Origin of the sequence: Mesorhizobium sp. M1322 (assembly GCF_040318085.1) — a bacterium.
In the GTDB taxonomy this organism is placed as follows: Bacteria; Pseudomonadota; Alphaproteobacteria; order Rhizobiales; family Rhizobiaceae; genus Mesorhizobium.
Genome location: NZ_JAMYLP010000073.1, coordinates 1 through 13,160 on the forward strand (window position 1 = coordinate 1; position 13,160 = coordinate 13,160).

The window sequence follows — 13,160 nt, forward strand, 5'->3', positions numbered from 1 at the left end:
GTTCGAGATGACGGCGATGCGGTCGCACATGCTGAGCAACTCCTCGAGATCGGTGGAGATGAGCAGCACGGCAAGGCCGCGAGCCGCCGTATCGCGGATTCGCTGGCGCGAAGCCAATGTGTTGGCGAGATCGAGCCCATAGGTCGGCTTGTTGAAGATCACCACTTTTGCACCTTCGGCGAGCTCGCGCGCCAGTAGCACCTTCTGGATATTGCCGCCGGAGAGCCGGGCGACCGGCGTTTTCAGGCTGGGCGTACGCACGTCGTATTCGCGGACGAGCTGAGCGGCGCGCTTGTCGATTTCGGCGCGCTGCTCGACGCCTTTGCGCCAGAAGGGCGCCGCGCCGACCTGCTTCAGGAAGAAATTGATCGAGACCGGGAAGGTGCCGACCGTGCCCTCGCCGAGCCGGTCGTCGGTCAGGTAACGAAAACCTCGCTCACGGCGTTCGCCGACGCTCAGCGTCTCGATGGGCTCTCCCTGCAGCCGCACCGAACCGCTCACCGTCGCCCGTTGGCCGGCCAGCGCCTCCGCCAGTTGCTTCTGGCCATTGCCGTCGATACCGGCGATGCCCAGCAGCTCGCCTGGACGGATGTCGAACGAAATCGACGACAGGCCGGGTGCATCGTCTGTCGGTGCAACGCCGAGATCATGGACCTGAAGCAGCGGAGCCGCCTCGGCGCGGATGGCGCGAACGGGACGTTCGGCCGCTTCCGGATCGTCCTTCTGCTTACCGAACATCAATTCGACGATCTCCGAAATGATCGCCTGCTCGCCCAGCGCGCGAAATCTTTCGGGAGGAATTTCTGCAACCTTCCGGCCGAGTTTCAGCACTGAGATGCGATCGCCGAAAGCCGCCGCCTCCTTGAGCTTGTGAGTGATAAAGACGATCGCCAATCCCTGCTCGACCAGGCGGCGCATCAGCGTGCCCAACTCGTCGATGCCCTTCGGCGTCAGCATCGAGGTCGACTCATCGAGGATCAGAAGCCGGCTGTTGCGCACCATCGCGCGCAGGATCTCGACCTGCTGCTGTTCGCCGAGCGAAAGCTCGGACACCTTGGCATGCAGCTTTACCGTGATGCCGAGCGTTCTGGCAATCTTGGCGACGCGCGCTTCCAGTTCGTCGGTCTTGGGGCGCTGCCACCATCGTCCGCCGAGCAACAGGTTTTCCGCAACCGTCAGCGTCGGCACCAGCATCATGTGCTGGAATACGGTTCCGATGCCGAGCGCCAGTGCATGGCGGGGCGAAGTGATCGCGGTCGGCTCGCCGTCGACCAATATGCGCCCCTCGTCCGGCTGCTGCAGGCCCGACAGCATGCCGATCAAGGTGGATTTTCCGGCGCCGTTTTCGCCGAGCAGCACATGCACTTCACCCGGACGGATTGCCAGATCGACGCTGTCGTTGGCGACCACACCGGGAAACCGCTTGGTCACGCCTTCAAGCGCGACGATGTCGCGCTTGCCGACCGACAATGAGGAAGCACTGCTCATGAAAGCCAAGCCTTGAAATGAAATCGATCTGGAGGGGTGAACCGGTCACCCCTCCAGAAGCCTGCTTTTGATCGCCTTACTGGGCGACGCTGGTCATCAGCGCCCTCACGGCCGCTGCATCATAGACCGGATCGACCTTGGTCTTGCCGGAAATGATGTTTTCGCGCTGCGCCTGGATCTCCGCCCAGACATTCTCCGGGATCGCAGCGGTTTTCAGAAGCTTGACCGAATCGTCCTTGAGACCGATCGAGTAGCTCTTGGTACCGAACGTGTCGGCCTTCAGGTCAGCGATCATCGCCGCATAGACCGGCTCGATGTTCCAGACCACCGACGACAGCAGGAAACCTTTGTCGATCGGCGTCTTGTCGCCGATGACGTCGATGAAATAGACCTTGCCGCCATCGGCGGCCTTGGTCGTCTCGACCGCCTGCAGCATGCCGAAGCTCGAGCCGTTGCCCTGGCCGAAAATGATGTCGGCGCCCGACGCGATCACGCTTTCGGTGACGCGCTTGCCGCCGGCCGCATCGCTGTAGGCGGCGGGTCCGATCACCGCATAGGTGACCTTGACGTCAGGGTTCTCGGCCTTCACGCCCTGCGCAAACGCCGCCGACTGCGAGTTCCACGACGGAGGTTCGCCGGACACGACGATGCCGACCGATTTAGAACGCGACATCTTGGCGGCGAGACGGCCGGCTAGATACGCGCCTTCGTGACCGCTCAGCGTGTAGTCGGCGACGAGGCCCTTCTCCAGACCGGTCGGCGTATCGACGATCGCCACCGGCACCTTGGTTTCCTTGGCGATTTCGGGAGCCGAGGTGTTGTAGCCGCTGGCATGAGCGATCAGCAGGCTGGCGCCATCAGCCGCCAGTTCCCGCAATGTCGGCCGCACGTCGCCATAGCCGAGCCCCTGCGCCACGATTATCTCGACACCGGCAGCTTTCGCCGCCGCCTTGGCAGCGTCGATACCTTGCTGGTTCCAGCCATAATCGGTGCCTTCTTCCGGCGTCAGGACGGCAATGGACTTGACCTCGGCGGCAAGTGCGTTGCCGAGCAAGAGGCCACTAAATATAACAGCGCTTACGCTGCTCTTCAGAAACTTAGACATGTTACCCTCTCTGTTCGGTTTACCCAAGATATTCTTATTGTTATTGCGCAAAAGCGAGGTAGACTGCCTGAACAATTATATCAGGAGTTCAAGCAAGGTGGTTGTGCGATATGTCCTTCCGATAGCGCTGGCGTTCGCGTCGTTCGCCAACGCGGTTGAATTGCGGCACATCACTGTGCGGACAGGCACCGACGGGCTTGATCTGGTGCCGCTGACGATCTCGAATGCCGGGCGCGAGGTGCTTTCCTGCAACGCAGACTTCGCCCACTGGTATTCGGCCACGGTCGCCACCGCGGCGCCTGGCAAGAGCGCCCGTATCGAGCTGTGGTTCGATCCAAAAACCGGGACGTTTGCGATTCTCAACGACAAGCGCGAAAACCTGCCCGTCGAGCGGCTGTGGTGCGGCCTGGCCAGCCAGGCATACGCCACGCGCGTTCAAATCGCGCTCGACCGGGCCAGCGCCGCAAAGGGGCGAGTGACGTGCAGCAGCGCGGACGACAAATTGGCTTGCCGCTAGACGCTGACTGTTTGCCAGTTCAGACACAGCCCTGAACCTTCACTCTGCCGCCAGGAACTTGTCGGTAAAGACGTCGTCTGCCGATAGAGCCGTTTTGAGCACGCCCTGATCCGTCAGCGTCTTCAAGGTCTCTTCCCATTGGCTCTTGGTCATCCAGCCGAGGCCGTGTTCCTTCGTCGCCGGGCTGTTGAACGTCGAGGCGATGTCGGCCTTGAGCTGGGCCAGCAGGACATCCTTCTTTTCGGCATAGCCAGGAACGGCCTTGGCCGTGATCTCGGCGGCTTCTTCCGGATGAGCTGCGACATACTCGAAAGCCTCCCTATAGGCCTTCACGAAGCGGCGCACGACATCGGGATTGTCCTTGATCATCGCCTCGGAGGTGAACAGCCCCGAGCCATAGGCTTTCCAGCCGTGATCTGCGCCGAGCATGATGCTCAGCGAGCCCGGGCCGCCCGCCTTGGCTTCTAGTTCGGGCACTTCGGCGTCGAGATAGCCGACTACGGTCTGCACACGTCCGAGCAGCAGGTAGCTTTCGTAAGGCGGCGAGACGCTGTTGAGCGTCATGTCCTTCTCGCTCATGCCGTTGGCGGCCAGGAAGCCCCTGAAGAAGATGTAGGTGGAACCTGCCGGGTGGATGCCGATGGTCAGGCCCCTGAGGTCGGTAGGCTTGGTCAGCTTGAGCGTCTTGGCGAGCGAGATGATGCCCAGCGGCGACTGCTGGTTGACCGCCGCCAGCGCCACGACGGGAACATTCTGGGATCGTGCCACGGCAAGCGTCGGAAGATCGCCGAAGCCGAATTCAGCGTTGCCGTTGCCCACCAGGCGCATGGCGTCCGGCGAGCCAGAGCCTTTGCGGACCTCGCTCACATCGATGTCGTTCTTGGCGAAAAAGCCCTTTTCCTTGCCGACAAAGAACATGGCGTGATTGCCCCGCACCACCCAGTCGAGCTGGACGTTGACCGTGTCCGCCGCCTCAGCTGCGTTCGAGAAACCAAGCGCGCCGACTAACGCCACGAAGGTGGCTGCCTTGATAAGAGAGCGTCTCAGCATTGTTTGTTCCCTTCTTGATCTTGGTTGTTCGAGAGCCTAGGCCTGGCTGAATTTCGGCGCCCACGGCACCACGACACGTTCGAGAATTTCGGCTGCGTAGTAGAAGGCGATGCCGAGCACGGAAACGAGCAGCAGCGCAGCAAAGACAAGGGGCGTGTCGAGCTGGGTCGACGCGAACTGGATGACGTAGCCGAGCCCGTCCGAGGCTCCGGCAAATTCGCCGACGATCGCGCCGATAACACTCAGGGTCGCTGCGATCTTGGTTCCAGCCATCAGGCTCGGAAGCGAGTGGGGGACACGGATCCTGAACAGGATCTGGGTCGGGCTGGCGCCGACCGAATTCATCAGCGACAGAAGCGAACGGTCGACCGATTGCATGCCGGCCAGCATCGACAGCGTCACCGGGAAGAAGGCAATGACCAGGATCAGACCGATCTTGGGGGCGAGCCCATAGCCGAACCAGAGGATGAAGATCGGCGCCAGCGCAACCTTCGGCACGTTCTGAAACAACACGACGAGCGGGTAGAGCGCACGGCCCAGCCAGTCGAAACGCACAATGACGAGAGCAAGCGCAATGCCGGCTATGACCGAGACAAGAAAGCCAAACAGGATTTCGCCGGCCGTGACCACTGTCGCCTGCATGAGAGTGCCCCATTGCGCGACCAGCGATTTCGCAATCTCGGATGGGGCAGGAACGATAAAGGAGGAAATGGAGAATATACGCACTGCGGCTTCCCACAATACGATCGTCACCAGCAAAAGGATGACCGCCGGAAGCCAGCTGCTTGTCGCCGCGTTCCAGCCGGAAACCGGCTGTGGCTGGGAGAGGTTCATGAGAGGGTGCTCGCTCACGTCGCGCCTCCCGGCTGATGGCTGGAGCGCAGCATCGTTCGAAGCTGAAGCACCAGCCTGACGAATTCGGGGACTTCGGTCACGGAAGCGTCGCGCGGATAAGGCAGCGGAATGTCCAGGCTGTGGGTGATTCGTCCCGGGTTGATCCCCAGCACATGAACCTGACGGGACAACTGGATGGCTTCGTCGATGGAATGCGTCACGAAGACAATCGTTTTGCCGGTCCTCTGCCAGATCTCAAGCAGCGACTGGCCCATCGAATCGCGGGTGATCGCATCAAGCGCGCCAAACGGCTCGTCCATCAGCAAGACCGCCGGATCGAGCGCCAAAGCCCGGGCGATGGCGACCCGCTGCCGCATGCCGCCAGACAGTTCGTTTGGGCGCTTGTGGGCGGCGTCGCCAAGGCCTACCAGTTCCAGCATCTCCTGCCCACGTGCCCGCAACGCCGAGCGCGACATCGACTTGTCGGCGATGCCTAGCAGCATGGAGGCATTGTCGACGGCGTTTTTCCACGGCAGCAGATTGGCGTCCTGGAAGACAAGACCGATCATCCGTTTGCGCGCCGCCTCGCCTGGTGAAACGCCGGCGACCGAGACGCTGCCGCTGCTCGGACAGACCAGCCCAGCCAGCACTTTGAGCAATGTACTCTTGCCGCAACCCGAAGGGCCGATGAGGGATACGAACGACCCTTTCGGAACCGAAAGGTCAATATCCCTAAGGATCAGCTGCCGGTTCTGATCCGTGCCCATGACCACCGAAACACCCTTGGTGGAAATGAGGTCGTCGTGGCGGATGTGGGTCGGTCGGCCACGGGCGGGTCGAATGGTTTCAACCTGCATGGCTTGTCGTCCCATGCACGTTCGTTGCTTGCACACCCGCCTTCACGGCGGTGATCCCGGCCCCGTGCGCACAAGTGACCAACCGGCAGAACTCCCCAACCCGGCTGCGCATAACTTGTGCCATCGTCTACTCCCGGCCCTCGAGGATGCGGCGCACCGCGACGAGCTTGCGCGCCCGTTCGCCTTGCAGCGCCTTTATCTGCTCGGGTGTGTAGGAGAACATGCCCTCGCCCGACTTGATGCCGAACTTTGATGCACCGGTCTTCTCCAGAACCATCGGCGCGACATCATCCCGATTGGAAAGATCGGCGTTCAGGAACGACGAGACGGATTTGTAGATGTCGAGCCCGGCCATATCGAGCAGCGCCATCGGCCCGATGACGGCGATCTTGTAGCCGATGCCCCAGGATACGCAGGTATCGAGATCCTCCGGTTCGATGACGCCGCGCTCGACCAGGTCGACCGCTTCGCGCAGCAGCGCGTAAAGCACGCGATTTTCGACGAAGCCGGGAACGTCTTTCTTCACCACCACCGGCAACAGACCGATCGAGCGGATCAGCTCGCGGATCGCCGCCACGGTTTCAGGCGCGGTCTTCTCGCCGCCGATCACCTCGATCATCGGAATGATGTGCGGCGGGTTCGACCAGTGCATGCCGACCATCCGCTCTGGATGCGAGATATGGGCCTGCAGCTTGGTGATCGGAATACCTGAGGTATCCGAGGCGACAATCACCGAAGAACCGATCAGCGGGTCGATGGCGCGATAGGTTTCGGCCTTGATGTCGATATTCTCAGGCACATTCTCGATGACCAGTTCCGCCCCATCGACGGCCTCGGCGAGGGTGCGGACGAACCGCACCGCGCCAGCGCCCGTTGTCGGCGCCTTGATGTCTAGACGGTCCAGAACCCCGCCGGCCAGGTCGAGCATGCCGCGGGCGCGTTCGACCGCGACGTCGGAAACATCATACGTCGCCACGTCGAGCCCGCCGCGCGAACGCCGCGCGGCGATGCCCGGACCCATCGTTCCCAATCCGATGAGGGCGGCGCGCTTGATCATCATGCAGCCTTTGCGGGGGCGGCGATGGTCGCCGCTTTGAAGGCCGGACGAGCGGCGATTGCGGCCACCCAGCGCTCCAGATTCGGCAGCGACGGCCGGTCGATCTTGAAGTCGATGCAGCGTTTCAGGATCGGCGCGCAGGCGATGTCGGCGATGGTCAGCTTGCCCAGCGCCAGGAAATCCTTGCCGGCCAGATGCCCGTCGACGATCTTGAGTTGCGCCACAAGGTCCTTCACCTGTTCCTTGTATTCAGCGGTCTGCTCTTCGGGCGTCAGCTTCGCGCCTTTGAAGGCAGCCAGATAGCCGGGATTGACCGCCGCCAGCAGAAAATCCATCCAGCGCTCGACCTCGGTCTTTTCGGCAGGGGTGGCGCCGTTCAGCTGTTCGCCGCGGGATGCAGCGAGATAGCGCAGGATGGTGTTGGACTCCCAGATCACGGTGTCACTGTCGACCAGCGTTGGGACTTTCGACGTCGGGTTGAGTGCCTTGTATTCGGCAGTCTGGGTGTTTTCGAATTGGCGGCCGTAATCCTCGCGCTTGTATGGCGCACCAAGCTCTTCGAGCATGAAGAGCACCTTTTGAACGTTGCCCGATGTCTGGCGTCCCAAGAGCTTGTACATGTCGTCTCCTCGATTGTGTCGTGGCCTACTTGCCGGCCGGCAGCGGCTTGTAGACGATGGCGTCCATTTCGATCTTGGTGTTGATGACGGCCTTTGCCTCGACGGTCGTGCGTGCCAGCACCGCGTCGCCGATCCCTTCGAGAAACGCCTTGTTGTAGCGGCCGAAATCGCGGGTATCCTCAAGATACGTCGTGATCCGCACGACATCGGAGAGCGTTGCGCCTTCATCGGCAATGACGCGGGCGATGGTCTTCAGCGTCGCCAGCGTCTCTTCCTCGATCGTGCCGCTGATCATGTTGTTGTTCTCGTCCTTCGGCACCTGGCCGGAGACGAAAATGAAATCACCGGCACGCACCGCCGGGTGAAACGGCAGGTTCGGATTCTTCTTGCCGACGGCGTAGTGGCTGGCGGATTTTCGCGTGCTGTCGCTCAATCTGTCCCCCCTAGAGAACGCTGGTTTCGATGATGTCGACGCCACGGATGCGGTCGATCAGGTAGACGATGCCGCGGTCGTCGATGGTGACGTCGTTGGAAGATGAGCGCTCGGCGCCTTCGGGCGCATCGGGCATGAAATGGCCGACCTCCTTGGGTGCGAACGGGTCGGCGATGTCGACCAGCCTCAACCCCTGCGCGAACCATGCAAACGGAATGATGGTGCCCTTGAACCGCTCGGAAGGCTGATGGCAACCCGTCATCGGCGGCTGCGGTGCGCCGTCCGGATCGAGGCCGGGCACCTGGAAAGTTGAGATCGGCAGCGGGTTCGTCTCGTCGGTGATGTCGTAGATCCAGGTGAAGGCCGGCGGCGAAGGTCGGAGTTTGGCGACATCCTCGTCCGCCACCACCATGATGTTGCGGCCCTTGAGCGGCTGCGGGATCGGCAGGCATGTGTGCGTGGGATGCGGAAAACTCGGGCTCGAATTGATATGCGAGACAAGCTTCGGCTTCGAAATGTCTGAAATGTCGAGGATGAACAGACCGTGATGCCAGTAGCTGACATAGAGCCGGTCGCCCATGCGCAGCGGATGGTGGCAGCGTGGCGTGACGTAGTCATGCCACGGGTACTCTTCGCCGCCGCCGGTCCATTGCCCCGGTATCCACCAGCGCCCGACCTCGACCGGGCTAACCGGATCGATCAGGTCGAGGATCATCACGATGTTCCCGACATAGCCGTCGGCGGTTGGCGAGATATAGGCGTAGCGGCCGTCATAGTCGTAGCGGTGCACGCCATGGCCGCCAGTTATCCACTTCGAGATCAGCTTCGGCTCCGCCGGTCGGGTCGTGTCGTAGAGCGCCAGGCCACCACCGAAATCGGCCGGGCCCGCATTGCCGAAGCGTTCATGGTTGATGATCATGAGACCGTCCTGGGCGCGTACCTTGTGCGAGTGCCAGCCCGGCGGAACGTCGATCGTCGCGATCTTCTTCGGATTGCGCGGATCGGAAATGTCGACCAGCGTCGTGCCGCTCGGCGGACGCATGTGGCCGATATAGAGAATGTTGCCGTCGACCCAGACCTGGCCGCCGCCCGGACAGTCGACATGGCCGATCTGCTTTGTGTTGAACACCGAAACCAAATGCATACGCCCTTGCTGCTGAAACGTCATTTTCGGCGCCCGCGCCACTGTGGCGGCGCGGACAGTTTCCGCTGCAAAAACTAAACGATGCGGAGCAGATCGCCGGCCTGGTTGCGGCCCCAGCGCTTGTAGAGGAGCAGCGCCTTCTGGGTCGGCGCATCGGTGGCACCGAAGAAGATGACCGGCTCGGTCGAGGAGCCGTTGACATGCTCGACCCAGCAACCACCCGGTATGGCGATCGTGTCGAACTGGTTCCAGTCGTAACGCTTGCCGTCGATCATCGAATGGCCGTTGCCGCGGAACGGCGCCAGCAGCAGGCTGGCGGTCTCCCGCTGCGGCAGCGTCTTTTCGCCCGGCCGCAGCATCTGGACGTAGAAGTTGATCGTGTGGAAGACCGGGCCGCCGGTGGTGGGGTCGACATAGTCGATGACGATGCCTTCGTGCGGATCGCCGTCCCAATCCTTGTGTGCGTCGAGGATCGCTTCCATCTTTTCCCAGCGATAGACATACATCGGCGATGACAGGCCGCCGCCACGCTTGTGGTCGACGAAGCGCGGCATCAGGCCGCCCTCGCCGTAAATGCGTTGCGAATAATCGCTCGGGAAACGGGCGGTCTGCACCTTCTTCTCGAGTTCCTTGCCGTCGACCATCTCGGTGTATTTGTGGTCGAAATGCACGGCGTGCAGCGTCTCGACCAGCGGCAGGTCGAGAACCGAAAGGTTGACCGCCTGTTCGCCGCCGACCGTGCCGTGATTGTGCCAGGCGTCGTTGGGCGTCAGCACCATATCGCCGGGGCCGAAAACCACGTCCTCGCCCTCGACGCCGGTGAAGTTGCCCTTGCCGGTCAGGCCAAAACGTATGGCGCTCGGCGAATGCTTGTGCGGCGGCATGATCTCGTCCGGATCATTCAGGCGATAGGCAGTGTACATGGTGCTGACCGATGCGCGCTTGGGCGCAAGACCCGGATTGACCAGGATCAGCGACCGGCGCTCGCTGTCGTCCATGGTCACCAGTTCGGCGGCCCGCTGCAGCAGCGGTTCGATATCGGCATAGGACCAGACGAAGGGGATCGCCTTCGTTGTCGCCATCAGCTGCTTGATCTCGTCGTGATCGACGCCTTCCGATGTCGCCCAAAATGGAAACATGTTCTTTTCGTAGAGGGCGTCATAGAGGCCCTTCAGCGCTGCCTTCTTGTTGGTGACGGTAAGGTCTGCTGGTTGCGCCAAGGACATGTCTGACACCTCTCTTCACCAAGAAAATGCGTTTAACCAACTCAACCGTAGTCGGATTGGTTTTGCTCGACAATCCCAAAACCGAGAATTCTTTTAAATTTTTGGTTGAGAAGCTTTTTTGAAAGGCAAATGCCGCAAAAGAGGTCGAAAGAGCCAAAATACGGGAAAAACACAGCCGATCCAGCAGGTGCGGATCGAGCACGACGACCGCAATCCTCCCACGGCAGCCCAACCAACTCAAATTTTCTTTCAACCAAAGGATTTTGGTTGAAAGCAGGGCGACAGCAATCAGGCCGCCACTCGTTGTTCCGCACGGCTGCGGATCAGGTCCGAGGCCTTTTCGGCGATCATGATGACCGCCGCATTGATGTTGCCGCAGATGAGGTCCGGCATCACGGAAGCATCCACCGCGCGAAGGCCGGCAACACCGCGCACCCGTAGTTGCGGATCGACCACCGACCCGGCGTCGACGCCCATCCGACAGGTGCCGCCAGGATGGTGGACGGTGATCGAGGTCTTGCGAATATGCTCATCGATCTCGTCGTCGCTCTGGCATTGCGGCCCTGGAAGGAATTCCGAGGCGATAAACGGCGCCATCGACGGTTGCGCAGCGAGGTTGCGCGCGACGCGGAAGCCGGCGCGGAGCGACTGCCAGTCACGCGGCGAAGACAGGAAATTCTGGTGGATCAGCGGCGCCGCCAACGGGTCGCTCGACGCCAGCTTCACGCTCCCCCTGCTCTCCGGCTGGACGGCGACGATGCGCGTCGCAAATCCATCGGCGAAGGGCGCCTTGAATGGCGACATGTAAGGCCATGCGGCAAGCGGTGCAGCCGTGAAAAGCAGCTGAACATCCGGCAACGGCCGGCTTGTATCGCTTTTCAGAAACGCCACGACCCCGCCGGGCACGTCTCCCGAAAAGCCCTTTCCGGTGAGATAGGTCATGACGAAATCCAGCCCGATTCGATCGGCCCGCATCATCTTGAGGAATGGCCCTGGCTGATTGCGCCGATACATCAAAATGACCGAAACGTGGTCCTGCAGGTTCTTGCCGACCTGCGGCCGGTCGACTTTCGTCTCGATACCATGCGCGGCGAGCTCGCCGCCATCGCCGATCCCCGAGAGCATCAGCAGCTGCGGCGTATTGATGACGCCGCCGGCAAGCAGGACCTCACGCCGCGCCAGCACCTGATGGGTCGTGCCGCCTCTGGTGTAGGCGATGCCGGTCGCGCGCCCATCCTTCAGCAGGATCCTCGTCGCCATCGCGCCGGTCAGCACCTTGACATTGCTGCGGCGCATGGCGGGACGCAGATAGGCCGACGCGGTCGAGCAGCGGCGACCGTTTGCGATCGTCATCTGCAGGCGGCCAAAGCCTTCCTGCACGGCGCCGTTATAGTCGTCGGTCTGGGGGTATCCGGCATCCCGGCTGGCTATAGCGAAGGCATCGATCAGCTCGTCCTTGTAGCGGCAGAACTGCGTGTTCAGCGGACCGCTGCCGCCGCGATAGTCGCTCTCGCCCTTTTCCCAGCGCTCCTGCTTCTTGAAATAGGGCAGCACCTTGTCGAACGACCAATCGGTCAGGCCGCTGGCCGCCCAGCGATCATAGTCGCCACGATTGCCGCGCACATAGGCCATGGCGTTGGTGGAGGAGGAGCCGCCGATGACCTTGCCGCGCGCGCATTCGACCTTGCGTCCGCCGACATTGGCCTCGGGCTCGCAGAAATACATCCAATCGTGACGGCGCTCGGTCAGGATCTTACCCCAGCCGAGCGGGATGTGGATCATTGGATCGCGATCCCAGTCCCCGGCTTCGAGGAGCAGCACGGAAACATCAGGATCTTCGCTCAAGCGGTTTGCCAGCACGCAGCCGGCCGAACCGGCTCCGACAATGACATAGTCAAATGTTTCCCCAAACGGCATGCACGGTCCTCGGGAGAAGGACGGCCCCACCGAGATGTGAGCCGTCAAAGAAACAATGCGGCACTCAACCATCGCGCAACTGGTGTTGTCAACCACTGGGCACACATGTAGATTGGTTGAGTTGGTTGAGTGCCGTGTTCATCGATTCCACGTCACAATTATGATGTCAGGACGTTGAGTCGGCGGCTGCCGATCAGACAGGAGATTTGGTTTTGAACGCATTCGAGCCGCAGATCGTATCATCGGATCTCGACGACATCATTGCAGCGGTCCGCCAGTTGCAGCAGGATGGCGGCAAGCTTCCTTCCGAGCGTGACCTTGCCGAACATCTGAACGTGAAGCGCCATCAGCTTCGCAAGGCGCTCGAGATGCTGCGTCAGTCAGGTGACTTGAAACCGGCACGCGCCAGGCGTGCGCCAACCGCCCTGCCCCGATACGGCGAAGAGCTTGTAAGGGTAACCAACCCGATCGAGGTTCTGGAATTGCGCCTGCTGATGGAGCCGGGCCTCGCCCGGCTGGCATCGCTGCGCGCCTCCTCGTTCGAGACGGCCCGGATCATTGACGCGGCAACCACGCCGGAGAATGCCTCGTCGGGCGCGGTCGATTTCGCTTTTCATTCCGCCATCGTCGCTGCCGCCCGCAACCATCTGGCCGCCGAATTCTATAAGATGCTGCGCCAGGTCGGAGTCGATGCGCGGGTGAAGATCGCACGTACCGCAGCACCCACCTGCCCTAAGCGGATAGCCGAGCGCGACGGCGAACATCGTCTGATTGCCGAAGCGATCTCGAAACGCGACCCCGAAGCAGCCGAAGCGGCGATGCGCGTGCATTTGCTGTCCGTGCAAAGACAGATCACCGAACGATCGAATGCCGGCGCCTTTGCCGCATAAGCGTGTTTTCCTATTAGCCAGA

The 13,160-nt window shown here is 61.6% G+C and carries 14 protein-coding genes; 2 read left to right on the forward strand and 12 right to left on the reverse strand.

All coding sequences use genetic code 11. The features are described from left to right. Together NKH12_RS22585 and NKH12_RS22590 are read right to left on the reverse strand one after the other, a co-directional pair. Positions 1 to 1,488: putative B6 ABC transporter ATP-binding protein (locus NKH12_RS22585; RefSeq protein ID WP_352955167.1), on the reverse strand; the 1,488-nt coding region annotated here is incomplete at its 3' end. A 76-nt stretch (positions 1,489 to 1,564) separates the two neighbouring features. After that, complete coding sequence (locus NKH12_RS22590; RefSeq protein ID WP_352955168.1) at positions 1,565 to 2,593, reverse strand: putative B6 ABC transporter substrate-binding protein; 1,029 nt, start codon at positions 2,591 to 2,593, stop codon at positions 1,565 to 1,567. Here NKH12_RS22590 and NKH12_RS22595 point away from each other — a divergent pair. Beyond that, a complete protein-coding gene (locus NKH12_RS22595) occupies positions 2,592 to 3,110 on the forward strand; it encodes a hypothetical protein (protein ID WP_502910827.1) in 519 nt (172 codons plus the stop codon). The two genes, NKH12_RS22590 and NKH12_RS22595, sit on opposite strands and share 2 nt — an antisense overlap. A 39-nt stretch (positions 3,111 to 3,149) precedes the next feature. On the opposite strand, the gene NKH12_RS22600 is transcribed toward NKH12_RS22595, so the two are convergent. From NKH12_RS22600 to NKH12_RS22645, 10 genes are all read right to left on the reverse strand, one after another. After that, a complete protein-coding gene (locus NKH12_RS22600) occupies positions 3,150 to 4,160 on the reverse strand; it encodes an ABC transporter substrate-binding protein (protein ID WP_352955169.1) in 1,011 nt (336 codons plus the stop codon). A 36-nt stretch (positions 4,161 to 4,196) separates the two neighbouring features. Continuing rightward, positions 4,197 to 5,012, reverse strand: a complete 816-nt coding sequence (locus NKH12_RS22605; RefSeq protein WP_352955170.1) for an ABC transporter permease — start codon at positions 5,010 to 5,012, stop codon at positions 4,197 to 4,199. Next, positions 5,009 to 5,851, reverse strand: coding sequence for an ABC transporter ATP-binding protein (locus NKH12_RS22610; RefSeq protein ID WP_352955171.1), 843 nt, complete (start codon positions 5,849 to 5,851; stop codon positions 5,009 to 5,011). The genes NKH12_RS22605 and NKH12_RS22610 overlap by 4 nt, the downstream gene beginning before the upstream one ends. Before the next feature lie 127 nt (positions 5,852 to 5,978). Next, a complete protein-coding gene (gene fhmpcd1, locus NKH12_RS22615; RefSeq protein WP_352955193.1) occupies positions 5,979 to 6,908 on the reverse strand; it encodes a 5-formyl-3-hydroxy-2-methylpyridine 4-carboxylate 5-dehydrogenase in 930 nt (309 codons plus the stop codon). Next, positions 6,908 to 7,528, reverse strand: coding sequence for a glutathione S-transferase family protein (locus NKH12_RS22620; protein ID WP_352955172.1), 621 nt, complete (start codon positions 7,526 to 7,528; stop codon positions 6,908 to 6,910). Before NKH12_RS22620 ends, fhmpcd1 begins: the two co-directional genes overlap by 1 nt. A 25-nt stretch (positions 7,529 to 7,553) precedes the next feature. Continuing rightward, positions 7,554 to 7,961 (reverse strand): RidA family protein, encoded by a 408-nt coding sequence (locus tag NKH12_RS22625; protein ID WP_292393238.1) that lies wholly within the window; start codon positions 7,959 to 7,961, stop codon positions 7,554 to 7,556. 10 nt (positions 7,962 to 7,971) lie between these two features. Next, positions 7,972 to 9,129, reverse strand: coding sequence for an LVIVD repeat-containing protein (locus NKH12_RS22630; RefSeq protein WP_352955173.1), 1,158 nt, complete (start codon positions 9,127 to 9,129; stop codon positions 7,972 to 7,974). A gap of 50 nt (positions 9,130 to 9,179) precedes the next feature. After that, on the reverse strand, positions 9,180 to 10,331 hold the full coding sequence (locus NKH12_RS22635) for a cupin domain-containing protein (protein WP_352955174.1): 1,152 nt from the start codon (positions 10,329 to 10,331) through the stop codon (positions 9,180 to 9,182). After that, positions 10,264 to 10,533 carry a hypothetical protein gene (locus tag NKH12_RS22640; protein WP_352955175.1) on the reverse strand — a complete coding sequence of 90 codons (270 nt, stop codon included), beginning with the start codon at positions 10,531 to 10,533 and terminating at the stop codon, positions 10,264 to 10,266. Before NKH12_RS22640 ends, NKH12_RS22635 begins: the two co-directional genes overlap by 68 nt. An 86-nt stretch (positions 10,534 to 10,619) precedes the next feature. Next, positions 10,620 to 12,248 carry a GMC family oxidoreductase gene (locus NKH12_RS22645; RefSeq protein ID WP_352955176.1) on the reverse strand — a complete coding sequence of 543 codons (1,629 nt, stop codon included), beginning with the start codon at positions 12,246 to 12,248 and terminating at the stop codon, positions 10,620 to 10,622. A gap of 212 nt (positions 12,249 to 12,460) precedes the next feature. Here NKH12_RS22645 and NKH12_RS22650 point away from each other — a divergent pair, with 212 nt between their 5' ends. Beyond that, on the forward strand, positions 12,461 to 13,138 hold the full coding sequence (locus NKH12_RS22650) for a FadR/GntR family transcriptional regulator (protein WP_352955177.1): 678 nt from the start codon (positions 12,461 to 12,463) through the stop codon (positions 13,136 to 13,138). Positions 13,139 to 13,160: the final 22 nt, after the last annotated feature.